A 25222-nucleotide genomic window follows, 5' to 3' on the forward strand; every position below is an offset into this window, starting at 1 on the left:
CTGCGCACTGCCCGGCGCGCCCCTCTGCCTTTGACACCCCCGATACGCCATGCTGACTGACCGCACTGCCGCCCCCCAAGCCACGCCCCTGTCCGGCCCGCTGCTGGACGCCTACCTGGACCAGGCCGAAGCGCTGGTCGAAGGCGAGGAGGATGAGGAGGAAGAGACCCCGCAGCAGGAGGGCGCGGCCGCACAGGCGCAGCGCACCGAGGCGCTGGCGCGGATGCTGGGCCAGCAGGTGCTGCAGCCGGCCTCGCTGGAGGTGCTGTACCGCATCCATTCCCTCTGGATGCAGGCGGGCCAGCCCGCCATGGCGCTGCAGGCCATCGACACCCATGCCGCTGCACTGCTGCAGGACCTGCCACCCGCCGAGCGGCACGACGCACAGGTCGGTACCGGTTTTTCGCGTACCCAGGCCTTGCGCTCCCTGCCGGACCAGGTGCCACTGCTGCACCAGGCCCTCGAAGGCATGGCCCAGTTGCTGGCACAGCCGCTCCTGCAGCACCAGTCGGACGATGCCTGGGAGCACCTTGCCGGCCAGGCCGAACGCAGCCAGCACTACGGCGTGTGGCGCCGCAGCGTGCAGGCGCGCCACGCGCTGCAGGTGGTGCAGCCGGGGCGGGCGGCCTTTCGCGCCTGGGACGATGCCGTGCTGGCCACGCGCATGGCCGAAGCCTGGGCGGCCGAAGGCGATGCCGCGCAGGCGCAGCAACTGGTACAGCAGGCCATGGACCACCTGCGCCATGCAGCGGACGGACAGGATGTGGACCACAACGACTGGCTCAAGCTGGGCGAGCGGCTGGTGGTGCTGGACCCGTCCAGCATCGACACCATCGCGCAGCAGGTTCCGCAGCGCATGCCGGCCGACCTGTCGCGCCCCCGGCAGCGCGACGTCTCGGTGCGCCGTGCACGCCTGCATGCCAAGGCGCTGCACCGGCAGGGTCAACTCGATGCCGCCATCGCCCAGGGTCTGCAGGGCCGATTCGGCCTGACCGACGACCAGGACGACAGCTTCAGCGCCCTGGTGCTCGACTGGCTGGTGCAGGCCGGCCGCCTGGATGCGGCAGCCCGGCTGGCGTACGAGTGCATCAGCAGCGAGCGCCCCACCTCCGCCGGGCATGCCTGCAGGGTGGCGCTGGCCCAGCTGGCAGAGCACGGCACGGCGGGCCGACCATTGGACATCTACTGGCACCTGGCCCTGGCGTCTGCGGCCACCATCGATGGCACCGAGTGGGCCGCCCACCCGCAGGAACCGCAGGCCTTTGCGCAGCACCACCTGCAGGAGGCCTGCAAGATGGACCCCGCCCACCCGGCCATCGCCGCGCAGCAGGGCCTTAAGCGGTTTGAAGACGGTGACCACGCAGGCGCCCTGCCCCTGCTGGAGTCCGCCGCCCGCGAGCCCTTCATGGCCGCACCCGACGTGCTGCAGGCGCTGTGGGTCTGCAGCGCCAAGGTGCACGGCATCGCCAAGGCGCTGCAGCGGCCCTTCCCCGCCTCACCGGCGGCGGGCTGGTGCTACAACATCGGCGTGTGGCTCGATTTCAGCTTCCAGGAGGCCTGCGGCATCGACGATGGCGACTGGCCCGAGCGCGACGTGGACACACTCAAGGCGCGCTACTACGAGGCGGCCGTGGTGCACTTCGATGGCTTCTTCGCCACGGGCGAAGGCTGGTTCCGCGATGCCGATGTGCACGTCTATTCCATGCTGTGCAACAACCTGGGCATCTACTACCGCTGGGCACTCAAGGACTACGACAAGGCCATCGACCTGCACCACAAGGGCCTGGCCACCAGCCCCTTTGCCGAGCACCACAACGGGCTCATGTCCTGCTACGAGGCGGCCGAGCGCAAACCCGAGTTCATTGCCGCCGCCGACAGGTTGTGGCACTACGCGCTGGACCACGGCTACGGACGCCACGACCCCACGGAATACTTCAAGGGCGTATGCCACGCGCTGTACGGGCTGGACCGCGACAACGAGATCGCCATCTGGCTGCAGCGCCTGGACGAATGGTGGGCCGGCCTGGACCAGGAGGACCAGGCCGAGAACGAAGAGGACTACCTCTCCACGCTGCTGGTGATGCTGCGCGACCTGGCCTGGTCGCAGCCCGCCGACGCGCTGGCGCGGCTGGAGCAGGCCATGCCCCGCACCCTGGCCAGCTCCCTGCCCGGCATGCGGCGCGTGGCAGGCAACGTGCTGGAGTACGCCGGCCAGCATGAGCGGGCCATGGCGTTGTACCAGGAGTCGCTCAAGAGGGTGCGCCCCGGCGAACCGGACGATCAGGAGCAGGCCGGGTACGCGCGCGAGAACATGGACCGCTGCAAAAAGGCCATGCGCGCGAAGAACCCTTGGTGGAAGGTCTGGTAGTGGCCGTGGGGGCTTCGCCGGCACGCAGCATGTACGGTGCGCGCGACGTGGTCAACGCGCCGGCCATCCGCAGCGCCATCGAGCGCCGCAGCCGCGCGCGCAACGACCCCGAGGAGGTGCGCGCCTGGCTGGCCAACCACTTCTACCGCCATGTGGTAGGCAACCTGCAGGCGAGCACCCCTGTGGTGCAGGCCGTCACGCAGCGCGAGCAGGCGCAGGCCCTGCTCAAACCGGCAGCCGTACCGCCTTGGGCACTGGCCCGTCTGGTGGAGGCCTCGCCACGGCACACGGCTGCTCCCACCACGGCGCTGTGGTGGGTCGATCCCGAGGCCGAGGCCGTGCTGGCGCTGGAGTCGCGGCTGGTGGAGTTCCTGATGTCGCGCGAAGGGACCGCACTGCAGGGCAAGCTGCAGCGTGTGACGGCCCCGCAGGCGCTGGCGCAGTGGGACGAGGAGCATGCAGCCTACGAGGCCAAGGCCGCAGCCGGCTGGCGCGAGCACGCGCCCGACGCGGTGGCCCCGGTGTGGCAGGGAGAGCAGGGGCATTTCGTCGAATTGCGGCCGGACAGCACGCACCTGCGCGCTGAGATGGCCTACGAGAGCCAGATGATGCGCCACTGCCTGGGCCAGTTCGCCAACCGCCGCAGCCTCGGTGGCGGCTACGGCGAGCACTACGCCAGCGCCTGCGAAGGGGGCCGGCTGCGCCTGTTCTCCTACCGCACGGCGGGAAACCTGCCGCACATCACCATCAGCGCGCATGTGCGCGAAGGTGGCCGCCTGGCCATCGACCAGATCAAGGGCAAACAGAACCGCCCGCCCATCGGGCGCTACCAGGGCGAGGTGCTGGCGCTGCTCAACCAGCTCGGCACCTGCGGGGATGCACCGCCCGACGCGCTGCAGATGGGCATCGTGCACACCTCCCAGGGCTGGTGCGCCGTGCGCGACGTGGCGCTGGAGGCCGACCAGCTGCGCCTCATCCAGAGCCGCCCGGCGCTGGTGCGCGAGCTGCCCGCGCCCTCGGTGCTGGTGCAGTGGCTGGTGGCCGCGCGCGATCCGGCGCTGCTGCAGGGCCTGCCCCTGGCCGCTTCCGTGGCGGCAGCGCTGACTGCTGCAGCGCCGAACGGCACGGAGCGCACGCCATGATCGCCTGGCTGGTGTTCGCGCTGGGGTTCTGCCTTCTGGCATGGCTGGCCTGGCGGTTGCTGCTGTGGGTGCTGGGGCCGTTTCTGCGCTGGTACGGGCGCCCGCGCCTGCGCCGGCAGTACGTGCTGGACGCGCACTGGAGCTGGACCCTGGCCCTGGCCGACCCCATGGCTTTCGCGCGCATCCAGGGCGGCTTTGCCGATGCGCGCATGCCCGTGCTGTCCGAGCCGCTGCAGCAATCGCTGCGCCCGGCCCTGCTGCACCTGCTGGGCCTGCGCAGCGACATGGCGGACGATCAGGTCCGCAAGGTCCTGCCCGGTCAGTTGCGCGAGGGCTGGTTCCGCATGGGCCTGGACGCCCTGCGCCCCGACGATGTCCCGCGCGATGCCATGGCGCTGGCCTGCGCCCGCGTGGCCTTTGCGACGCGCACGGCCGCGCTGCTGGGTTGGCTGGACGAGGCCACGCAGTGGCATATCCTGCACCACAACGCGCAGCGCGCGGCCGACTGCTTTCAGGGCTGGCAGGATTTCGGCACCGCCTGCGCGCGCGGCCGCCGCCAATGGGTGGCCCATTCGCGCGCCGACAGCCTCGGAGTGGCGTTCACCGAAGACGACGTGGCGCAATGGGTGGCCAACCGGGACCACCCCTGGCACTGGCTGCCCTGGCCATTGCCGCCACCGTCATTGAAAAAGCCCTGAAGAGCGCGGCCTGCGCTCATTCAGGGCTGTGGGTGATCGAAGGCCCGGCTCAGAACGGCATCTTGGGCATGCCACCGCCGCCCAGGCCTTTCATGCCACCCATTTTCTTCATCATCTTCATCAGGCCGCCGCCCTTCATCTTCTTCATCATGTCCTGCATCTGCTCGAATTCCTTGAGCAGGCGGTTCACCTCCTGGACATGCACGCCCGCGCCGCCCGCGATGCGCTTCTTGCGCGTGGCCTTGATGAGCTCGGGCTTGCGGCGCTCCAGCGGGGTCATGCTCTGGATGATGCCTTCCTTGCGCTTGATGTCCTTCTCGGCCTTGTCCATGTCCACGGCGCCGGCCTTGGCGGTGAACTGGGCCGGCAGCTTGTCCATCAGGCTGGACAGCCCGCCCATCTGCTTCATCTGCTGCAGCTGCGAGAGGAAGTCGTTCAGATCGAAGCCGTCGCCGCTCTTGACCTTGGCGGCGAGCTTTTGCGCGGCCTCGATGTCCACGCCGGCCGTGACCTGCTCCACCAGGGCCACGATGTCGCCCATGCCCAGAATGCGGCCGGCATGGCGCTCGGCGTCGAAGACCTCCAGGCCGTCGAGCTTTTCGGAGACGCCGGCGAACTTGATCGGCGCGCCGGTGATCTGGCGCACCGACAGCGCGGCACCGCCGCGCGAGTCGCCGTCGAGCTTGGTCAGCACGATGCCGGTGAGCGGCAGCGCCTCCTTGAAGGCCTTGGCCGTGTTGATCGCATCCTGGCCCTGCATGGCATCGACCACGAACAGGGTTTCGACCGGGTTCAGCGCGGCGTGCAGGTCCTTGATTTCCTTCATCAGCACTTCGTCGATGGCCAGGCGGCCGGCCGTGTCGACCAGCAGCACGTCGAAGTAGTGCTTCTTGGCGTAATCGAGCGCGGCCAGGCCGATATCGAGCGGCTTCTGGTCGGGAGTGCTCGGGAACCACTCGGCGCCGGCCTGCTTGGTCACCGTCTTGAGCTGCTCGATGGCAGCGGGGCGGTAGACGTCGCCCGAGACGGTAAGCACCTTCTTCTTGCGCTTTTCGATCAGGTGCTTGGCCAGCTTGGCCGTGGTGGTGGTCTTGCCCGCGCCCTGCAGGCCGGCCATCAGGATCACGGCGGGTGGCTGGGCGGCCAGGTTGATGTCGGAAATGCCCTCGCCCATGGTGGCAGCGAGTTCGCGGTTGACGATGCTCACCAGCGTCTGGCCCGGCTTGAGCGAGCCCAGCACTTCCTGGCCCAGGGCCTTTTCCTTGACGCGGGCAATGAAATCACGCACGACGGGCAGGGCCACGTCGGCTTCGAGCAGGGCCATGCGCACCTCGCGCAGCATGTCCTGCACGTTGGATTCGGTGATGCGGGCCTGGCCGCGCATCTCCTTGACGAGGCGCGTGAGTTTGTCGGTAAGGGCGGAGGCCATAGGAATTGTTCCGGTATTGCGCGCGGGCAAGCCGCGTGCGCGCCAAGGGGCACTGGCGATAGGGCGAAAGGCTACTAAACTCTGAGGCATGATTTTACCCAGTGCTTCTCCCATGGGTTGGCTGCTCGCGCTTGCCGCAGCGGCAGCCTATGCCATGCCGGCTGCCGCAGCGTCGCGCCTGGGGGCTGCGGGCATGCGCAACGCCCTGCTGGTCGCATGGTTGCTGCATGGCGCCACGCTGGTGCTGGGGCTGTGGAGCGAGGCGCCACGCTTCGGCTTCGCGCCGGCGCTGTCGATGACGGCCTGGCTGGTGCTTACGGTGTACGCGGTCGAAAAGCAGCTGTTTCCGCAGATGCAGGCGCGCTGGGTGCTGGCAGCGCTGGGCGCGGCGGCCATCGTGCTCGCCATGGTGTTCCCGGGCCAGCCACTGCACGTGTCGGCCTCGGCCTGGCTGCCGCTGCACCTGGCCCTGGGCATTGCCTGCTACGGCCTGTTCGGCGCGGCGGTGGTGCATGCCTGGCTGATGACGCGGGCCGAGCGCCACATCCGCCAGGCCGAAGACCCGCACAGCGGCATTCCGCTGCTCACGCTGGAGCGCCTGACCTTCCGCTTCGTGACCGCCGGCTTCGTGCTGCTCACGGCCACGCTGCTGGCCGGCTGGCTTTTTGGCGACGCGCTCTACGGCCGCGCCTGGCGCTGGGACCACAAGGCGATTTTCTCGCTGATGGCCTGGATCACGTTTGCCACGCTGTTGCTGGGCCGTGCACGCTTTGGCTGGCGCGGCCGCACCGCCGTGGGCGTGCTCTATGCCGGTGCGGGGCTGCTGTTGCTGGCCTATGTGGGCTCGCGCTTCGTGCTCGAAGTCATCCTGGGCCGCAGCGCATGAAGTACCTTGTATTGCTGGTGGTGCTGGTGGTGGCCATCGGCATCTGGCGCAGCAACCGCGCCGCGCCCAAGCCCCCCCAGCCCGGCAAGGCCCGCCCCCCGGCGCTGCCCCAGGACATGCTGGCCTGCGCGCACTGCGGCGTGCATGTGCCGCGTGCCGACGCGCAGATCCAGGGCAACCTTGCCTACTGCAGCCTGGAGCACCAGCGCCTTGGCAAGCCCTGAGCCGACCATGGCGGACAACGTGTCGGGCAACAACTTGCTGGTGACGGTGGACGCACCGTTCCTGCGCCTGTGGAAAGGCTTCCTGACCGCCCGGGTGATGGTCGCCATCGCCCTGGTGCTGCTGCAGACGCTCGGGCAGGCGGTCAATCAGGTGCTGGACCCCGCCGCACTGTCGGTCTCGGTGGCCTACCTCGTTGCCACCCTCCTGATGCGCATCCTGGCGCGCCACCGGCCGCCATCGCCGGGCACAGGCGTGCACTGGCTGCCGTCCATCGGCGTCGACCTGGCGGTGGTCTGCGCCCTGCAACTGCTGCACTCGGGCGCCCTGAATTACACCCCGCTCTTCGGCCTGCCGATCCTGATGGCGGCGGTGCTGGGCACGCTCACGCTGGCGCTGGGCACCACGGCGGGTGTCACCCTGCTGCTGCTGGGCCTGGCGTGGCTGGGCTCGCGCTCCGGTGTCGACGACCCGCAGCGCTACCTGCAGAGCGCACTCACCGGGACGGGCTACTTCATCGTCTCCTACCTGGTGCACCAGCTTGCCACGCGCCTGGCGCGCGAGCAGGAAGTGGCCCAGCAAAGCCAGATGACGGCGCGCGTGCAGACGCAGGTGAGCGCCCTGGTGATCCAGAACCTCACGGATGGGGTCCTCGTGGTGGACGAGAACGATGTCGTGCGCACGGCCAACCCGGCCGCGCTGCAGTTGCTCGGGCAGCCGCCCCTGCCGCCGCTGCCCTTTTCGCTGACGCATGCGGCCGCATGGGATCCGCTGGTGAAGCTGGCACGCCGCACCTTTCGCCAAGAGCAACCCCAGACCGCCGATGCGGACCTGCTGCACCCCGGCGAGAGCCCCACCGGGCTGCATGTGCGCACCTGGCTGACCTCCTCGCGCACACCGGCCCGCGAGGCCGGCAGCGAGCGGCTGTGTGTGATGTTCCTGCACGACCTGCGCGAGATGCAGGCGCGCCTGCGCACCGAGAAGCTGGCCGCGATGGGCCGCATGTCGGCCGCCGTGGCGCACGAGATCCGCAACCCCCTGGCAGCCATCGTCCAGGCCAATGCCCTGCTGGAAGAAGACCTGACGGACCCTGGCCAGAAGCGCCTGGCGCACATGGTGCAGCAGAACGCCGACCGCCTGGCACGCATTGCCGAGGAGGTGCTGGACATTGCCCGCGTGCAGCACCAGATCAGCCAGTCGCCGGCCTCCACCCTGCACCTGGACAGCGCCGTGGCCCAGATCTGGAGCGACTGGCAGGGGCAGGAGACGGACAAACGGCGCGGCCTGGTCGCGCTGAGCGCCGGCGATGCGCAGGTGGAATTCGACACCGAACACCTGCGCCGCGTGCTGGTGAACCTGCTGGACAATGCGCTGCGCTACATGGGCCCGGAGCCGGATTCGCTGTGCATCGCCACGCGGACCACCATCACGGGCCAGGTCAGCCTGCAGGTCTGGAGCGATGGCGCCCCCATGGACAAGTCCGTGGAGCGCCACCTGTTCGAGCCCTTCTTCTCTTCCGAAAGCCGCTCCAGCGGCCTGGGCCTGTACATCTGCCGCGAGCTGTGCCAGCGCCACGGCGCCTCCATCGGCTACCAGCGCGTGGTGCGCCTGACCCAGCGCGGCGATACCGGTGGCAATGCTTTTACGGTAGGCTTTCGGCGCACCACCCGGCCCGCCGAGCCCGCCTCCCTGTTCGACACGATTGTTGTCTAAAGCTCCATGAACGCCCCTGCTGCCTCCATCCTTGTCGTGGACGACGAGCCCGACCTGCGCACGCTCTACGAGCTCACGCTGCTGCGCGAGGGCTACCGCGTGGAGACTGCCGCCAGCGTGCAGGAGGCGCGCGAGCAGCTCAAGGCCCACCGCTTCGACGCCGTGATCACCGACATGCGCCTGCCCGACGGATTCGGCATGGAGCTGCTGCAGGATCTGCGCGACCAGCAGCGCAAGGAGCGCTGCGTGGTCATGACGGCCTATGGCTCAGCCGAAAACGCCGTGGAAGCGCTGCGCTCCGGCGCCTTCGACTACCTGACCAAGCCGGTGGACCTGAAACAGTTCCGCTCGGTCGTGGCCTCGGCCATCCAGGGCACGGGCGGTGTGCCCGCACCGCGCGCGGCGCGCACCCCGGGCGGCCGCCAGAGCGGCACGGTCGATGCGCAGGCCTCTTCGTCGGCGCTGGACCGGCTGGTGGGCGAGTCAGCCGCCATGCGCAACGTCAAGCAGCGCGTGGCCAAGGTGGCGCGTGGCATGGCGCCGGTGCTGATCCACGGCGAGTCGGGCACCGGCAAGGAGCTCGTCGCCCAGGCGCTGCATGCCAGCAGCCAGCGCGCGGACGGCCCCTGGGTGGCCGTGAATTGCGGTGCCATCCCCGAAAACCTGCTCGAGGCCGAGTTCTTCGGCGCGCGCAAGGGCTCCTACACCGGCGCCAGCCAGGACCGGGACGGCTACTTCCAGGCGGCGCGTGGGGGCACCTTGTTCCTCGACGAGATCGGCGACCTGCCGCTGGCCATGCAGTCGAAGCTGCTGCGCGCCATCCAGGAACGCAGCGTACGCGCCCTGGGCTCAACGCAGGAAGAGACGGTGGATGTGCGCATCGTCAGCGCCACGCACCGCGACCTGGCGGCCGACGTGCAGACCGGCCGCTTCCGCCAGGATCTGTACTACCGCCTCAACGTGATCGAGGTCGTGATCCCGCCGCTGCGCGAGCGGCGCGAGGACCTGCCCGCCCTGTGCCGGGCCCTGCTCGCGCGCATCGCGCAGGAGTCGGGCATGCCCGTGCCGGCCCTCACCGAGCACGCCATACAGGCGATTGCCGCCCACCCGCTCACCGGCAACGTGCGCGAACTCGAAAACCTGCTGCACCGCGCCGTGGCCCTGAGCGAGGGGGACGAGCTGCACGTGGACGGCGTGGCACCGCCTGCAGGGGGCTTTCCGGTCGCCGCGGGCAGCGCAAGCCCGGCCCCCGCGCAGGCTTCAGACGCTGCGGCTTTCAACCCCGTCGCCGTGCCGGACACGCTGCAGGCGGATGACGCATCGTCACCCCGCCCGGCCCTGGGCGGGGCGCCCGGCTCCCCCATGCCAGGCGCCAGCACGCCCCTGCCCAGCGACCTGCAGGCCTGGCTGGACCAGCAGGAGCGCGACATCCTGGTGCGCGCACTGCGCGAGGCGGGGTTCAACCGCACGGCCACGGCGGCACGCCTAGGCATCAGCCTGCGCCAGATCCGCTACCGCATTGCCCGCCTGAACATCGCCGTGCCCAATGACCAGGATGCCCATGACGACATCGGCTGAGGGGCCGGACGCCGATGGTTCCCCCTGGGACCAGGGCTGGCACCGGTTGGCCGTGCGCCACCCCTCGCCCAACTTCGGTCCGCGCCCGCCCGCCGCGCAGATCGACCTGATCGTGGTGCACTCCATCAGCCTGCCACCGGGCGAGTACGGGGGCCCGGCCGTGCGCCAGCTGTTCACCAACACACTCGACTGGGACGCGCACCCTTATTACCAAGGCATCCGCGGTCTTCAGGTGTCCGCGCACTTCTTCATCGATCGCACCGGAATGCTCTGGCAGTTCGTGGACTGCGACCAGCGCGCCTGGCATGCGGGGCCCTCGGCCTACCGGGGCCGCGCGCAATGCAACGACGACTCCATCGGCATCGAGCTCGAAGGCCTGGAGGGCGAGCGCTTCGAGACCCCCCAGTACGCCACGCTGGCTTGGCTGTGCCATGACATCGCGCGGCGCTATCCCATCGCCCACCTGGCCGGCCACGAGCACATTGCCCCAGGGCGCAAGCACGACCCGGGTGCAGGCTTCGACTGGCCGGGACTGCAGCAGTCGCTGGGCTGGCCACCGGAGTGCTTTCCGGTCGACACGCAGCCGGCCTCCCCCCCCAGCGCCTGACCCCGCGCACCGGGCCGGTGCGCGCAGGCTGCAGCACCCGCAGCGGATGTCGCAGCAGCACATCACATCACCGCTGCAGCAAAAATATTTTTTGCTGCGCATGCACAAAACGGCCGCTTCAATCTGCACGCGGTCTGCCATGCAAAACCGGGCCGCATCACGCGCCACTGCGTGGTTTTCACAGCCATCCATCGGACACAAGGCGCGCGCACGGCAGGCCCGATAGGCCGATGCGGCGTGGGGGAAACATGCTGTTTCGGAATTTGGCATCCCTGGCGGCGGTACACTACCGGTAGCGTATTGAACGCAACTGACACACCATATATAGTGTGCGACAGGCCAGAAACTGGCGCACCACTTCTCCCTCGCGGCGGCACTGCCACCCGCCTGCACATTCCAGACAGCACCCAAAAAGAGGACATCCATGCACGCTGCTTTGAACACGCCTTCATCCACCACCCGCCCCGCATCCCAGGATGCGCCCGAGGCATCTTCTGCTGCACCAGAGGGAGCGAACACGTACTCCCATTACCAGATCATGCGCCGCAATGGCGCCGTGGTCCCGTTCGAGCCGCAGAAGATTGCCGTGGCGATGATGAAGGCGTTTCTGGCCGTACATGGCACCCAGGGTGCAGCATCGGCCAGCGTGCGCGAAGTGGTGGACTCGCTGACCCAGAACGTCGCCCGCGCCCTGGCGCGCTCGCGTCCTGGCGGCGGCACCTTCCATATTGAAGACGTGCAGGACCAGGTGGAACTGGTGCTGATGCGCGGCGGCCACCACGAGGTCGCCCGCGCCTACGTGCTGTACCGCGAAAGCCGCACCCAGGAGCGTGCCCGCCACGTCGAACAGGAAACGGCTGCCGCGCCCGCCCCCGCACTGCACGTGCTGGACGGCGACAAGCGCGTGGTGCTGGACCTGGTGCGCCTGCGTGGCCTGATCGAGTCGGCCTGCGTGAACCTGGGCGCGGACATCTCGGCCCAGCCCATCGTGGCCGAGACCATGCGCAACCTGTACGACGGCGTCCCCATGGACGAGGTCTACAAAGCGTCCATCCTGGCAGCCCGCACGCTGATCGAGAAGGACCCCGACTACACCTACGCCACCGCACGCCTCTTGCTGCATACCATCGTGCGCGAAGTGCTGGGCCGTGAAGTCACCCAGGACGACATGGGCCAGAGCTACGTGGACTACTTCCCGCAGTTCATCCAGAAGGGTGTGGACAACGAACTGCTGGACCCGCGCCTGCTGACGTTCGACCTGGCCCGCCTGGGCGCCGCCCTCAACGCCGACCGCGACCTGCAGTTCGATTACCTGGGCCTGCAGACCCTGTACGACCGCTACTTCCTGCACGTGCGCAAGACCCGCATCGAGCTGCCCCAGTGCTTCTTCATGCGCGTGGCCATGGGCCTGTCGCTCAATGAAGCCGACCGCGAAGCCCGCGCCATCGAGTTCTACGAGATCCTCTCGAGCTTCGACTTCATGTCCAGCACGCCCACGCTGTTCAACAGCGGCACGCTGCGCTCGCAGCTGTCCTCGTGCTACCTGACCACGGTGCCCGACCACTTGGAAGGCATCTACGACTCCATCAAGGAAAATGCCCTGCTGTCCAAGTTTGCCGGCGGCCTGGGCAACGACTGGACCCGCGTGCGCGCCCTGGGCTCGCACATCAAGGGCACGAACGGTGAATCGCAGGGCGTGGTGCCCTTCCTCAAGGTGGTCAACGACACGGCCGTGGCCGTGAACCAGGGCGGCAAGCGCAAGGGCGCCGTCTGCACCTACCTGGAAACCTGGCACCTGGACATCGAAGAGTTCCTGGAGCTGCGCAAGAACACCGGCGATGACCGCCGCCGCACGCACGACATGAACACGGCCAACTGGATCCCCGACCTGTTCATGCGCCGCGTGATGGAAAAGGGCACCTGGACCCTGTTCTCGCCCTCCGACGTGCCCGACCTGCACGACCTGTTCGGCACCGCCTTCGAGAAGGCCTACGTGGCCTACGAACAGAAGGCCGCGCGCGGCGAGATCAAGCCCTCCAAGACGGTGCAGGCCACCGACATGTGGCGCAAGATGCTGACCATGCTGTTCGAGACCGGCCATCCCTGGATCACCTTCAAGGATGCCTGCAACGTGCGCTCGCCCCAGCAGCATGCCGGCGTGGTGCATTCGTCCAATCTGTGCACCGAGATCACGCTGAACACCAGCGACACCGAGACCGCAGTCTGCAACCTGGGCTCCGTGAACCTGCTGCAGCACTTGAAGGACGGCCAGATCGACCACGCCAAGCTGCGCAAGACCATCACCGTGGCCATGCGCATGCTGGACAACGTGATCGACATCAACTACTACGCGGTCACCAAGGCCCGCGACTCCAACCTGCGCCACCGCCCCGTGGGCCTGGGCCTGATGGCCTTCCAGGACAGCCTGTACGAGCTGCGCATTCCCTACGCCTCGCAAGCGGCCGTGGAATTTGCCGACCGGTCGATGGAAGCCATCTGCTACTACGCCTACTGGGCCTCGACCGAGCTGGCCCGCGAACGCGGCCAGTACGAGAGCTACAAGGGCTCGCTGTGGGACCAGGGCATCCTGCCCCTGGACACGCTGGACATGCTGGCCACGGCACGCGGCGGCTACGTTGAAGTGGACCGTTCGGCCACGCTGGACTGGGATGCCCTGCGCAAGAAGATCGTTCAGGACGGCATGCGCAACTCCAACTGTGTCGCCATCGCCCCCACGGCCACCATCTCCAACATCATCGGCGTGGACGCATCGATCGAGCCTTCGTTCGGCAATCTGTCGGTCAAGTCCAACCTGTCGGGCGAGTTCACCGTGATCAACGGCGGCCTGGTGCGCGACCTCAAGCGCCTGGGCCTGTGGGACGACGTGATGATCATGGACCTCAAGCACTTCAAGGGATCGCTGCACCCCATCGACCGCGTGCCGGCAGACATCAAGGCCCTGTACTCCACGGCCTTCGAAGTCGACTCGCAATGGCTGGTGGAGGCCGCATCGCGCCGCCAGAAGTGGATCGACCAGGCGCAGAGCCTGAACATCTACATGGCTGGCGCATCGGGCAAGAAGCTCGACGACACCTACAAGCTGGCCTGGCTGCGCGGCCTGAAGACCACCTACTACCTGCGCACGCAAAGCGCCACGCACGTGGAGATGAGCACCGTGAACACGCGCCAGCTCAATTCCGTGTCGTCGGGCAGCGATGCAGGCTCTGCACAGGCCGCATCCGCCAAACCCAGTGCGATGGAAGTGGCCGCTGCAGCCGCTGCCGCGCAGGCCGCTGCGCTGCCCGCCACCGACGTCAAGTTCTGCGCCATCGATGATCCAACCTGCGAGGCCTGCCAGTAAGGTCCCATGAAGCGGCGCGCATGCAGACCCATGCACGCCGCTTCGGTGCTGTGAAGCAACAAAACGTTGCTGCGCAACGCTGCAGTGCTTTCCTTTTTGCAGCACTGCTTTCATAATCCGAACACTGGAAAATCTATGTTGTCCTGGGACGAAGAAGTCAAGCCCTCATCGCAAAATCAACTGGACGGTGGACTGCACAAAAGCCACCCGGCGGAACAGCCGCCTCTGTCTTTCCAGACCCCCTCCCTGCAGGAAGTGCATGCGTCGATGACGGCATCCGCAGCACCGCAAGCCGCCCCTGCCGCAGCCCCCGCGCACCGCCGCGTGAACGCTGCCGACAAGCGCATCATCAACGGCCAGACCGACGTCAACCAACTGGTGCCGTTCAAGTACAAGTGGGCTTGGGAAAAGTACCTCGCCACCTGCGCCAACCACTGGATGCCGCAAGAGGTGAACATGACGCGCGACATCGCGTTGTGGAAGGACCCGAACGGCCTGACTGAAGACGAGCGCCGCATCATCAAGCGCAACCTCGGCTTCTTCGTGACCGCCGACTCGCTGGCCGCCAACAACATCGTGCTGGGCACCTACCGCCACATCACCGCGCCCGAGTGCCGCCAGTTCCTGCTGCGCCAGGCGTTCGAGGAAGCGATCCACACGCACGCCTACCAGTACATCGTGGAGTCGCTCGGCCTGGATGAAGGCGAGATCTTCAACGCCTACCTGGAAGTGCCCTCGATCCGCGACAAGGACCAGTTCCTGATCCCCTTCATCGAAGCGATCATGGACCCCAACTTCCACACCGGCACCTTCGAGACCGACCAGACGCTGCTCAAGTCGCTGATCGTGTTTGCCTGCCTGATGGAAGGCCTGTTCTTCTACGTCGGCTTCACGCAGATCCTGGCGCTGGGTCGCCAGAACAAGATGACCGGCGCTGCCGAGCAGTACCAGTACATCCTGCGCGACGAGTCGATGCACTGCAACTTCGGCATCGACCTGATCAACCAGCTCAAGCTGGAGAACCCGCACCTGTGGACGGCAGAGTTCAAGGCCGAGATCAAGGCCCTGTTCATGCAGGCCGTGGAGCTCGAATACCGCTACGCCGAAGACACCATGCCGCGTGGCGTGCTGGGCATGAACGCCTCGATGTTCAAGGGCTACCTGCGCTACATCGCCAACCGCCGCGCCACCCAGATCGGCCTGGAGACGCTGTTCCCCAACGAAGAAAATCCCTTCCCCTGGATGAGCGAGATGATCGACCTGAAGAAGGAACGCAACTTCTTCGAGACGCGCGTCATCGAGTACCAGTCGGGTGGCGCATTGTCCTGGGACTAGCCTCGCAGGTGCACGCACGCCATGGATCCCCACACCACGCCCTGCACGGACAACGCCCAAGCGCGTTGCCGTGCAGGGCGTTCCCGTGTTCATGGAGATGGGGTCAACCCCATCTCCATGGATCGCTTCATGTCCACTGTAGACACGAAGTGCTCTTTGCAAATTGACTCAAGGAGAACATGATGGCAACTGCGAAAAAACCCGCTGCAAAGAAGGCAGCTCCCGCGAAGAAGGCTGTAGCTGCAAAGCCAGCGGCCAAGAAGGCCGCTCCTGCCAAGAAGGCAGCAGCACCAGCCAAGAAGGCCGCTCCCGCCAAGAAGGCAGCAGCACCAGCCAAGAAGGCCGCTCCTGCCAAGAAGGCAGCAGCACCAGCCAAGAAGGCCGCTCCTGCCAAGAAGGCAGCAGCACCAGCCAAGAAGGCCGCTCCCGCCAAGAAGGCAGCAGCACCAGCCAAGAAGGCCGCTCCTGCCAAGAAGGCGGCCGCACCAGCCAAGAAGGCCGCTCCTGCCAAGAAGGCGGCTGCACCAGCCAAGAAGGCCGCTCCTGCCAAGAAGGCCGCTCCTGCCAAGAAGGCAGCTGCACCCGCCAAGAAGGCTGCCGCTCCTGCCAAGAAGGCAGCTGCGCCCAGCAAGAAGGCTGCCGCTCCTGCCAAGAAGGCCGTAGCAGCGAAGAAGGCCGCCGCCCCTGCGCCCGCCAAGAAGGCAGCTCCTGCCAAGAAAGCGGCCAAGGCCCCAGCCCCTGCGCCAGCTGCAGCCGCAGCCGCTCCCGCAGCGCAGACCACGCTGAACCCTCAGGCAGCATGGCCCTTCCCCACGGGCACCAAGCCGTAAGTCTTTGCCTTACGCGCTTTGCGCTCAACCCGGTGCTTAGGCACCGGGTTTTTTTATGCCCGGACGCCAAGCGCTGGCCAGCGCTCCCGCGCCGTGCGCTGCCCCGGGTGGAGCAGGCACCACGGCGCCAGGCTCAATTCATGCGGGCTGAAAGTCCAGCGTGTAGCTTTGCGGGCCGCGCTGCGCGATCTTCAGCGCCCCGACACGGTTGCCCAGCTCGGCGCATTGCACCAGCGGCCAGCCACGCTCCAGACCGAAGAGCAGCGCACCACGCCAGGCATCGCCGCAGCCCGTAGGGTCCACGACGGCGGCAGGCACCACGGCAGGCACCAGCGTCTTCTCGCCCTTGACCCAGACTTCGCAGCCCTCGCCACCCAGCGTCACCACCAGGCCGTCCACACGCTGCGAGATCTCGGCCAGGCTCCAGCCCGTGCGTTCGCTGAGCATCTTGCCCTCGTAGTCGTTGACCGTGACCCAGGTCGCCTGCTCGATGAAGCGCGACAGCTCGGCGCCATTGAACATGGGCAGGCCCTGGCCTGGGTCGAAGACAAAGGGAACACCGGCCGCCACCAGTTGCGCAGCATGCTCGATCATGGCGTCGCGGCCATCGGGCGCGATGATGGCCAGGCGGATGCCATCGCCGGATTCGATGCGAATCGCATGCGCCTGCATCATGGCGCCCGGATGGAAGGCCGTGATCTGGTTGTTGTCACGGTCGGTCATGATCATGGCCTGGGCGGTGTGCACATCCTCCACCTGGCCCACGAAGCGGCGGCTGATGCCCAGGGTGTCCAGGCGCTGCAGGTAGTCCGCAGCATCACTGCCCAGCATGGCCATGGGCAGGGGCTCGCCACCCAGCAGCTTCAGGCTGTAGGCGATGTTGCCGGCGCAGCCACCAAAGTCGCGGCGCAGCGAGGGCACGAGGAACGACACGTTGAGGATGTGCAGTTGCTCGGGCAGGATCTGCTCGGCAAAGCGGCCCTCGAAGGTCATGATGGTGTCGAACGCCAGGGAACCACAGATGAGGGCAGCCATAGGTAGAAATAGGTAAAGGGTTGGAAAGGAAAGCCCCCGGATCCAGCGGGATCAGGGGTAGAAGGTCAGTAACCGGTAGCCCGACACCCGCGAGGCGCCCGTGGTCACCACCACCGAGACCGAGGTGCTCCACTCGCCGCGCGCAGGCAGTTCGACGGGCGCCGCGAGATCGGCCGGCAGCAGCACGCGCCGCAGGACGGGCTGGTCCTGGGCATCGGTGAGGGTCAGCTCCACCGCCGGCATTTCCAGCGGTATCGTGGCGCGGCTCTTGACGGTGAGCGACAGCAGGTAGCCATCGCCACGCGCCTTGTTGAAGGACGAGCTGTCGATCACCACATCGGCAATCTGGCGCTGGGGGGCCAGCGTACAGCCCAGGTGCGTGCACAGTTGCTGCAGCCAGGGGCGCGCCCTGCTGTCCATCGCGGCGATGCGGTTGCGCTCCTGCACGGCAACCTGCACGGCCAGCACCCCGAGCAGCAGCATCAGCACCAACGCCAGCAGCGAGCGCACCAGTGGCCGGCGCCAGAAGGCCTTGCGCCGCGCAGCCCGCACGAAGCTCACCTCCTCGGCATCGGGGTGGCCGGCGGGCAGATCGTCCTCATCGGCATCCAGGGCGGTCGCCGCCGAGCGCCCACGCGCAGCACCGGCGGGCTCAGATCGGGGGAGCGCGGGTGCCGATGCCGGAAAGACCGGATCGGGCATCAGCTCGAAATCCGGATCGGGAAAAGGCGTGATGGATTCGGAAAACCCGCTGGAGGGTGACGGCGATGCCACGGGCGTGCGCCGGGGCGCAGACTCGGGGGCGGCCACCGGCAGCATGGGCTGAGGCGCTGCCGCAGCGGGGCCGAACAGCGGCACGCCATCATCGTGGTCGTCGTCCTCATCGTGCGCTGGCAGCGCTGCGCGCCTGGCCGCCGGGGTGGGCAGATCGAGGGCGGGGTAGGCGGCGTCATCACCCGCCCGATCCTCGGGCAAGGACATGATCTCCGTGTCGGGCCCATTGTCGTCATCTTCGCCATCGGGCAGGGAGTCGGAAAATTCCGCCACCGGCAGCTCGTAGCCGGCAGGCACGGCCATGCCCTCGGCAGCCGGATCCATCCCCCTGGGCAAGGCCGGACTGGCCACCGGGGCCAGGTCGGCCAGCAGCGACGCGGCCAGCCCGGGCATCACACGGCTCTCCTCGCGTGGCGGTGGGGGTACGAATGCCGCTGGCGGGGGTATGGCCGCAGCAGGGGGCGCAACGGGTGCCGACCGGGGTGGCACCAATGGCGGTACGGACGGCGCCCGCCAGCCAAAGGTCTGCAAGGGCTCCAGGCTCAGATCATCGGCACTGAGCGCAGTGGAAGGCGCGCGCGCAGCCGAGAGGAACGCTGGAACAGTGGGTGCGGGAATATCGAACACCTGGCCAGCCGTGCCGCCGGGACCCGCCGCCGCAGCAGGCGCGGCAGGCTGGGACACGCGGCCCGCCGCCTGGCTCGCCGGCGGGTCGAACACCCCCCAGGCACCGCGCGCTTCGGGCTGCCGTGCAACCACCACCGGTGGTGGGCGGGTATCGGTCAGCGAGACGTCGGGCAGCATCGGCGGGGGCGGTGCGGCCACCAGGTGCGCGGCCGCGTCGAACACCTCCTTGCACTGCCCGCAGCGCACCCAGCCCTCGGAAATGCGCAGCTGGTCGGCGACCACCTTAAATTGGGTCGCGCAGGCCGGGCAGCGTGTGATCTGGCTCATCTGCGGTCGATTGTAGGGTGCGGCGCAAGCCGCACCGCGCCATGCTTCAACGCGATGCGGTCATGAGGATCCAACCGTCCTCGGTGTCCGCCACTTCCAGCTTCACCCAGGGTGCGTAGGCCTCCTTGAGCTCCTCGGCCTGGCGCGCCAGGATGCCCGCCAGGACCAGGTGCCCCCCAGGCGCCACATGGTTGCACAGCAGGGGCGCGAGCACGCGCAGTGGCGTGGCCAGGATGTTGGCCAGCACGGTCTGGTACTGGCCGCTGGCCTTGTCGGGCAGGCCGGCACGCAGCTGCACACCGTTGGCCTGGGCGTTCAATACCGTCGATTCGACCGCCGCCGTGTCGATGTCCACCGCATCGATGTCGGTGGCACCGAATTTGGCGGTGCCAATGGCCAGGATGCCCGAGCCGCAGCCGTAGTCGAGCACGCGGCCGAAGGCAGCGGCGCCTTCGCCGGTGGCGCCCTGGCGGGCGATCCAGCGCAGGCACATGCGCGTGGTGGGGTGGGTGCCGGTGCCGAAGGCCAGGCCTGGGTCCAGCCGGATGCTGCGCACGGCCTCGGCGGGCAACTCGTGCCAGGTGGGCACGATCCAGAAATCGGGGGTGATGTCCACGGGGGTGAACTGCGATTGCGTGAGCCGCACCCAGTCCTGGTCGGCCAACTCGGCCATACCCAGCACCTGGCAACCCTCGAAGAAGTCCTGCACCGACAGCAGCTGCTGCGCTTCACTGGCGGCCTCGCGGGTCGGGAACAAGGCCACGACGCGGCTGCGCTGCCAGCCGTCCTTGGGTGGCGGCATGCCAGGCTCACCGAACAGGGCCTGCTCGGCATCGGTCTGCGCATCGGCGTCTTCCACCGAGACGCTCAGCGCATCCAGCGCGTCCAGCGCATCACTGACCGGCTCGATCCGGTCTTCGGGGCACATCAGCATCAGCTCGAACATGGGCGCAGGCCTCTCAGAAAAAATGAAATGCCGGCCCCCGTTGCCAGGGGCCAGCATATTGAACAACCACCGGTGCTGGCTCAGCGCTTGTGCTGGGACAGCCACTCTTCCAGGTAATGGATGTTGGTGCCGCCAGCCATGAACTTGGCGTCCACCATCAGCTCGCGGTGCAGGGGCACGTTGGTGTTGATGCCTTCGATCACCGTCTCAGACAGCGCTGTGCGCATGCGCGCCAGCGCCTGTTCGCGCGTATCGCCGTGCACGATGATCTTGCCGATCATAGAGTCGTAGTTCGGCGGCACGAAGTAGTTGGTGTAGGCATGCGAGTCCACGCGCACGCCCGGCCCGCCCGGTGGGTGCCAGGTGGTGATGCGCCCTGGCGAAGGGGTGAACTTGTAGGCGTCTTCCGCGTTGATGCGGCACTCGATGGCGTGGCCCCGGATCTCGATCTGGCGCTGGGTGAAGGGCAGCTTCTCGCCCGCCGCCACCATGATCTGCGTGCGCACGATGTCCACGCCCGTGATCCACTCGGTCACCGGATGCTCGACCTGCACGCGGGTGTTCATCTCGATGAAGTAGAACTCGCCGTTTTCGTAGAGGAACTCGAAGGTGCCCGCACCGCGGTAGCCGATCTTCTTGCAGGCGGCCACACAGCGCTCGCCGATCTTCTCGATCAGCTTGCGGGGGATGCCGGGGGCCGGCGCCTCTTCGATCACCTTCTGGTGGCGCCGCTGCATGGAGCAGTCGCGCTCGCCCAGGTAGACCGCATTGCGGTGCTTGTCCGCCAGGATCTGGATCTCGATGTGGCGCGGGTTCTGGAGGAACTTCTCCATGTACACCGCCGGATTGCCGAACGCAGCGCCGGCCTCGGCCTTGGTCATCTGCACGGCATTGACCAGGGCAGCCTCGGTGTGCACCACGCGCATGCCGCGGCCACCGCCGCCGCCTGCGGCCTTGATGATCACCGGGTAGCCCACGGCCTTGGCAATGCGGCGGATCTGCACCGGGTCATCGGGCAGCTCGCCTTCGGAGCCGGGCACGCAGGGCACGCCGGCACGGATCATCGTCTGCTTGGCCGACACCTTGTCGCCCATGATGCGGATCGACTCGGGCGTGGGACCGATGAACTGGAAGCCGCTCTTTTCCACGCGCTCGGCAAAATCGGCGTTCTCGGACAGGAAGCCGTAGCCGGGGTGGATGGCCTCGGCGTCGGTCACTTCGGCGGCCGAGATGATGGCCGGCATGTTGAGGTAGGACAGCGACGAGGGCGCGGGGCCGATGCACACCGCCTCTTCGGCCAGCTTGACGTACTTGGCGTCGCGGTCGGCCTCGGAGTAGACCATCACGGCCTTCACGCCCAGCTCATGGCAGGCGCGTTGAATTCTCAGGGCGATTTCGCCGCGGTTGGCTACAAGGATCTTTTTAAACATAGGCTGTCTCGCGGCTCATCGCCCGCACGCTGGCGCGTGCCAACGCAATTTGCTTCGCCTTGCCTGCAGCAAGACCGCCGCGGTTGGCAACAAGGATCTTCTTGAACATGCGCGCCTTATTCGATCACGAACAGCGGTTGCCCGTATTCCACGGCCTGGCCGTTTTCGCCCAGGATGCGGGTGACCGTGCCCGATTTGTCGGCCTCGATCTCATTGAGGATCTTCATGGCTTCGATGATGCAGATGGTCTCGCCTTCCTTGACCTGGCTGCCGACTTCGACAAAGGCCTTGGCACCGGGGCTGGACGAGCGGTAGAAGGTGCCGACCATGGGCGACTTGACCACATGGCCTGCGGGCGCGGCAGGGGTGGGTGCGGGCAGCTCGGCCACGGGGGCGGCAGCGGCCTGGGCAGGCGCCTGCTGCTGCATGGGCGCTGGTACATACTGCTGCACCACGGCACCGCCGCTCTTGACGATACGGACCTTGCCCTCGGCCTCCGTGATTTCGAGTTCGGACACATTCGACTCGGACACGAGATCGATGAGGGTTTTGAGTTTTCGCAGATCCATGAAAGCTCCAACGGCTAAAAACTGAACAGGGCGCGAATTTACTCCAAATTCGGCCTATGCCCGTCTTTGGGCCACAATTTTGATGAACGCCAGAGCGTCAAAAGGCCATTCAGGCCGGGAATAAACGGCGCCAAAGGACCGCCCCGCCTAGCGCAGGGCCGCCCACTGCTGCAGATCCTGCGCCGTGACCTGGCCCATTTTACGGTGCAGCACCCGGCCCTCCCCGCCCAAGACCACCGTGAAAGGCAGGCCTCCAGTGAGGTTTCCGAGCGAGCGCCCCAGGTCGGTACCCTGCATGCCGGCCAGCCCGACCGGGAATTCCAGCGGCAGCTTGGTGAGAAATTTGCGTACAGATGACGGCTGATCGATGGCCAGGGCCACCACCTGCCAGCCTTTGGGCGCCTGTTCGCGGTAAAAGGCATTGAGCATGGGCAGCTCTTCAACACAAGGGGCGCACCAGGTCGCCCAGAAGTTGATGAGCAGCGGTTTGCCCAAAAAACGCTGCAGCGGCAAGGTGGCCCCGTCCGGCGTTTCGAACTCCAGCGCCCACAAGGCCTTCTCCGCCCCGCTTTCCATGGCGTGGGGCTGGAATTTCCACCACGCGACCCCCGCCCCCCCCACGGCGGCTGCGCCGGCGACACCCGCGTACAGCCAGCGGCGGCGGGCGGGATCGGAGAGGGTGCCAGGGGACGTGGCAGGCAAAATCTCGGGAGCGGGGGTCGTCATGGAGCAGGGGTTTCCGTATCTTGGAGCAGGCGGCGCACAGCCGTGATGTCACCGCGGGGCGAGCGCCCCTTGGCATCGGGCCGCAGGGCACCACGCAGGTCATCGAGGTCGTAGATCAGCAGATGGACTCCGATCATCTCGCCCAGTTCAGGCGATTTGCTGCCCAGGCTCAGGGCCTCGACCGACTCGCCATGGAAACCGGACACCGTGCGCGGCTCGTAGTCCACATGGTGGTCGATGAGTGCAATTTCGGCAGATTTGGAATCATCGCAGAACAACTGCAGGTAAATGTCGGACAGGCGGGTGGCCGTGCCGTGCCAAACGGCACCGCCCAGATGGGGACGAAAGGCCGCCATGCGCTCCATCCAGACCAGGGCCAGTTGGCGCAGTGCGCGCAGTTCGCGCGGCTGGGTGTCGGCGCAGAACAGGGCGATGTACTCGCGCACGGCCTCCTCCACCTGGTCGTTGCCGGGCAGCGCCGTGCGGGCGGGCAGGCCCATTTCGCGCAGCGCACGGCGCTTGGCGGGGCCCCACTCCATCCCTTCCTCGACGACGATGCGGGCGGTGGTATTGGCGATTTCGGCACTCAGAGGTGTGTTCATGGCGCAAACCAGGCAGTGGAGGCTCCATTGTGGCGCGAACGCGCCGTCGGGGCGGCCCGCATGCCCCCACAACACAGCCGCCCACAGGGCCATGGCGCGCGAAGGACTATCAATTTCATAGCTCCCCAGGCAGGCCAACCTTGTGGCGTGGGCCCCTGGGTTTGAAAAGTAGAATCGTCGCCCATGCATATACACATACTGGGCATCTGCGGCACCTTCATGGGCGGCCTTGCGGCCCTGGCCCGCGAGGCGGGCCACCGGGTCACAGGCTGCGACGCGGGTGTCTACCCGCCCATGAGCGACCAGTTGCGCGCCCTGGGGATCGAGCTGATCGAAGGCTTTGGACCGGAGCAACTGGCCCTGAAGCCCGACATGTTCGTGGTCGGCAACGTGGTCAGCCGAGTGCGGCTGGCCGATGGAACACCCAAATTCCCATTGATGGAAGCCATCCTGGACGCCGGCCTGCCCTACACCAGCGGCCCCCAGTGGCTGGCCGAGCATGTGCTGCAGGGTCGCCATGTGCTGGCCGTGGCCGGCACGCACGGCAAGACCACCACCACCTCGATGCTGGCGTGGATCCTGGAAAGCGCGGGCCAGCAACCCGGCTTTTTGATCGGCGGCGTGCCGCTGAACTTCGGCGTGTCGGCGCGGCTGGGCGCGGCCGCGCGGCCCCATGCCGGTGACGGGGCGCTGGGCGCGAGCCCCCTGTTCGTGATCGAGGCCGACGAGTACGACACGGCCTTCTTCGACAAGCGCAGCAAGTTCGTGCACTACCGCCCACGCACGGCCGTGCTGAACAACCTGGAGTTCGACCACGCCGATATCTTCGACGACCTGGCCGCCATCGAGCGCCAGTTCCACCATCTGGTGCGCACCGTGCCGCCCTCGGGCCGTGTAGTGGTCAACGGGTTTGAAGAAAGCCTGGCGCGCGTGCTGCACGCCGGCTGCTGGAGCAGCGTGAGCAGCTTCGGCACGGCCGTGGGTGATTTCTCTGCCGTGGGCGAGCCCCAGGCCTTCGACGTGGTGCAGCAGGGCCGCACCGTGGCGCGGGTGGAGTGGTCGCTCACGGGCGTACACAACCAGCTCAATGCCCTGGCCGCCATCGCCGCAGCCCACCATGTAGGCGTGGCGCCCGAACAGGCGGCGCGCGCACTAGGCCAGTTCCAGAACGTCAAGCGCCGCATGGAATTGCGCGGCACGGTGAACGGCATCGCGGTGTACGACGATTTCGCCCACCACCCGACCGCGCTGCGCACCACGCTCGATGGCCTGCGCCGCAGCCTGGGCCCCACGGCACGCATCCTGGCGGTGTTCGAGCCGCGCAGCAACACCATGAAGCTCGGCGCCATGAAGAGCCAGCTGCCCTGGGCGCTGGCGTCCGCCGACCTGGCCTTCTGCCACACGGCGGGACTGGACTGGGACGCCGCCGAAGCGCTGTCACCCCTGGGCGTAGGCCCCGGTCAGCGCGCGCAGACCGCGCCCGACATCGACACGCTGGTGGCCCAGGTCAGCGCCGCAGCGCGGCCCGGGGACCACATCGTGTGCATGAGCAATGGCGGTTTTGGCGGTGTGCACACGCGCCTGCTGCTGGCGCTGGCGAAATAGGAATCAGAAGGTCACGGCCATGGCGGGCACGTCCACCCGCACCACGGGCCTGGCGAGGGCCGCACTGGCGGCACGCGCAAAGTCGCGCGACCACTGCACGTCGCCCATCAGCGGACTGCCGGCGGCCTGCGCCACCGTGAGCACCTTGTCGGCCAGCAGCACCTTGCCGCTGGCGCGCAGGGGTTCGCAATCGAGGCTGGTGAACTGGTCGTCCAGCCAGCGACGCCCTTCCTCATGGGTCATGGGTTCCGCGTTGGCGAGGTCGAAGCGGAATTCCTGGTTGCCCGCCAGGCGGACGGAGACTTCGCTGTGCATGGGGATGCCTTTCTGTAAGCGGGGGTGGCAGGCCCTACCGCTGCACTCGGTCAGCGGACAGGGCCCTCAATGGTCAGAAGCTTACACGCAGGCAGTT

Annotated in this window: 21 protein-coding genes; 12 read left to right on the forward strand and 9 right to left on the reverse strand. The window is 67.5% G+C overall.

Annotated elements, in window-relative coordinates:
• Positions 1-49 precede the first annotated feature (49 nt).
• The 3 genes from ACSQ3Y_RS29385 to ACSQ3Y_RS29395 are packed head-to-tail and all read left to right on the forward strand — an operon-like array spanning position 50 to position 4208.
• On the forward strand, positions 50-2368 hold the full coding sequence (locus ACSQ3Y_RS29385) for a hypothetical protein (RefSeq protein ID WP_436179732.1): 2319 nt from the start codon (positions 50-52) through the stop codon (positions 2366-2368).
• Positions 2353-3510, forward strand: a complete 1158-nt coding sequence (locus ACSQ3Y_RS29390; protein ID WP_436179733.1) for a hypothetical protein — start codon at positions 2353-2355, stop codon at positions 3508-3510. Before ACSQ3Y_RS29385 ends, ACSQ3Y_RS29390 begins: the two co-directional genes overlap by 16 nt.
• The gene (locus ACSQ3Y_RS29395; protein ID WP_436179734.1) at positions 3507-4208 is read left to right on the forward strand and encodes a DUF1266 domain-containing protein; all 702 of its coding nucleotides are present in this window, start codon (positions 3507-3509) and stop codon (positions 4206-4208) included. Before ACSQ3Y_RS29390 ends, ACSQ3Y_RS29395 begins: the two co-directional genes overlap by 4 nt.
• Before the next feature lie 49 nt (positions 4209-4257).
• Here the strand turns inward: ACSQ3Y_RS29395 and ffh are convergent, their stop codons facing one another.
• On the reverse strand, positions 4258-5637 hold the full coding sequence (gene ffh / locus ACSQ3Y_RS29400; RefSeq protein ID WP_057201719.1) for a signal recognition particle protein: 1380 nt from the start codon (positions 5635-5637) through the stop codon (positions 4258-4260).
• 88 nt (positions 5638-5725) lie between these two features.
• Between ffh and ACSQ3Y_RS29405 the strand changes: the two genes are divergently transcribed.
• From ACSQ3Y_RS29405 to ACSQ3Y_RS29440, 8 genes are all read left to right on the forward strand, one after another.
• Positions 5726-6523: a cytochrome C assembly family protein gene (locus ACSQ3Y_RS29405; RefSeq protein ID WP_428003522.1), complete on the forward strand. Its 798-nt coding sequence runs from the start codon at positions 5726-5728 to the stop codon at positions 6521-6523.
• The gene (locus tag ACSQ3Y_RS29410; RefSeq protein ID WP_428003521.1) at positions 6520-6747 is read left to right on the forward strand and encodes a PP0621 family protein; all 228 of its coding nucleotides are present in this window, start codon (positions 6520-6522) and stop codon (positions 6745-6747) included. Before ACSQ3Y_RS29405 ends, ACSQ3Y_RS29410 begins: the two co-directional genes overlap by 4 nt.
• Positions 6748-6754: 7 nt before the next feature.
• A complete protein-coding gene (locus ACSQ3Y_RS29415) occupies positions 6755-8458 on the forward strand; it encodes an ATP-binding protein (RefSeq protein WP_436179735.1) in 1704 nt (567 codons plus the stop codon).
• 6 nt (positions 8459-8464) lie between these two features.
• Positions 8465-10036, forward strand: a complete 1572-nt coding sequence (locus ACSQ3Y_RS29420) for a sigma-54-dependent transcriptional regulator (protein ID WP_436179736.1) — start codon at positions 8465-8467, stop codon at positions 10034-10036.
• On the forward strand, positions 10014-10643 hold the full coding sequence (gene ampD, locus ACSQ3Y_RS29425; protein WP_436179737.1) for a 1,6-anhydro-N-acetylmuramyl-L-alanine amidase AmpD: 630 nt from the start codon (positions 10014-10016) through the stop codon (positions 10641-10643). Before ACSQ3Y_RS29420 ends, ampD begins: the two co-directional genes overlap by 23 nt.
• Before the next feature lie 424 nt (positions 10644-11067).
• Positions 11068-14004, forward strand: a complete 2937-nt coding sequence (locus tag ACSQ3Y_RS29430) for a ribonucleoside-diphosphate reductase subunit alpha (protein ID WP_436179738.1) — start codon at positions 11068-11070, stop codon at positions 14002-14004.
• A gap of 135 nt (positions 14005-14139) precedes the next feature.
• Positions 14140-15339 (forward strand): ribonucleotide-diphosphate reductase subunit beta, encoded by a 1200-nt coding sequence (locus ACSQ3Y_RS29435; RefSeq protein WP_436179739.1) that lies wholly within the window; start codon positions 14140-14142, stop codon positions 15337-15339.
• Positions 15340-15521: 182 nt separating this feature from the next.
• Entirely contained in the window at positions 15522-16169 is a 648-nt protein-coding gene (locus ACSQ3Y_RS29440) for a histone (protein ID WP_436179740.1), read from the forward strand.
• Positions 16170-16307: 138 nt separating this feature from the next.
• On the opposite strand, the gene ACSQ3Y_RS29445 is transcribed toward ACSQ3Y_RS29440, so the two are convergent.
• From ACSQ3Y_RS29445 to ACSQ3Y_RS29475, 7 genes are all read right to left on the reverse strand, one after another.
• On the reverse strand, positions 16308-17204 hold the full coding sequence (locus tag ACSQ3Y_RS29445) for a carbohydrate kinase family protein (RefSeq protein ID WP_436179741.1): 897 nt from the start codon (positions 17202-17204) through the stop codon (positions 16308-16310).
• A 51-nt stretch (positions 17205-17255) separates the two neighbouring features.
• The gene (locus ACSQ3Y_RS29450) at positions 17256-18932 is read right to left on the reverse strand and encodes a DUF3426 domain-containing protein (protein ID WP_436179742.1); all 1677 of its coding nucleotides are present in this window, start codon (positions 18930-18932) and stop codon (positions 17256-17258) included.
• A 46-nt stretch (positions 18933-18978) separates the two neighbouring features.
• The gene (gene prmA / locus ACSQ3Y_RS29455) at positions 18979-19878 is read right to left on the reverse strand and encodes a 50S ribosomal protein L11 methyltransferase (protein ID WP_436179743.1); all 900 of its coding nucleotides are present in this window, start codon (positions 19876-19878) and stop codon (positions 18979-18981) included.
• A gap of 80 nt (positions 19879-19958) precedes the next feature.
• Positions 19959-21308, reverse strand: coding sequence for an acetyl-CoA carboxylase biotin carboxylase subunit (accC, locus tag ACSQ3Y_RS29460; protein ID WP_057201710.1), 1350 nt, complete (start codon positions 21306-21308; stop codon positions 19959-19961).
• Between the two features lie 116 nt (positions 21309-21424).
• A complete protein-coding gene (gene accB / locus ACSQ3Y_RS29465; RefSeq protein ID WP_057201709.1) occupies positions 21425-21877 on the reverse strand; it encodes an acetyl-CoA carboxylase biotin carboxyl carrier protein in 453 nt (150 codons plus the stop codon).
• 147 nt (positions 21878-22024) lie between these two features.
• Positions 22025-22603 (reverse strand): TlpA family protein disulfide reductase, encoded by a 579-nt coding sequence (locus ACSQ3Y_RS29470; RefSeq protein WP_436179744.1) that lies wholly within the window; start codon positions 22601-22603, stop codon positions 22025-22027.
• The gene (locus ACSQ3Y_RS29475; protein ID WP_057201707.1) at positions 22600-23205 is read right to left on the reverse strand and encodes a hypothetical protein; all 606 of its coding nucleotides are present in this window, start codon (positions 23203-23205) and stop codon (positions 22600-22602) included. Before ACSQ3Y_RS29475 ends, ACSQ3Y_RS29470 begins: the two co-directional genes overlap by 4 nt.
• Positions 23206-23388: 183 nt before the next feature.
• Between ACSQ3Y_RS29475 and mpl the strand changes: the two genes are divergently transcribed.
• Positions 23389-24810: a UDP-N-acetylmuramate:L-alanyl-gamma-D-glutamyl-meso-diaminopimelate ligase gene (gene mpl / locus ACSQ3Y_RS29480; protein WP_436179745.1), complete on the forward strand. Its 1422-nt coding sequence runs from the start codon at positions 23389-23391 to the stop codon at positions 24808-24810.
• A gap of 3 nt (positions 24811-24813) precedes the next feature.
• Here the strand turns inward: mpl and ACSQ3Y_RS29485 are convergent, their stop codons facing one another.
• Positions 24814-25125, reverse strand: a complete 312-nt coding sequence (locus ACSQ3Y_RS29485) for a hypothetical protein (RefSeq protein WP_057201705.1) — start codon at positions 25123-25125, stop codon at positions 24814-24816.
• Between the last annotated feature and the right edge of the window lie 97 nt (positions 25126-25222).

Source organism: Acidovorax sp. LjRoot66 (genome assembly GCF_964253305.1).
In the GTDB taxonomy this organism is placed as follows: Bacteria; Pseudomonadota; Gammaproteobacteria; order Burkholderiales; family Burkholderiaceae_C; genus Acidovorax.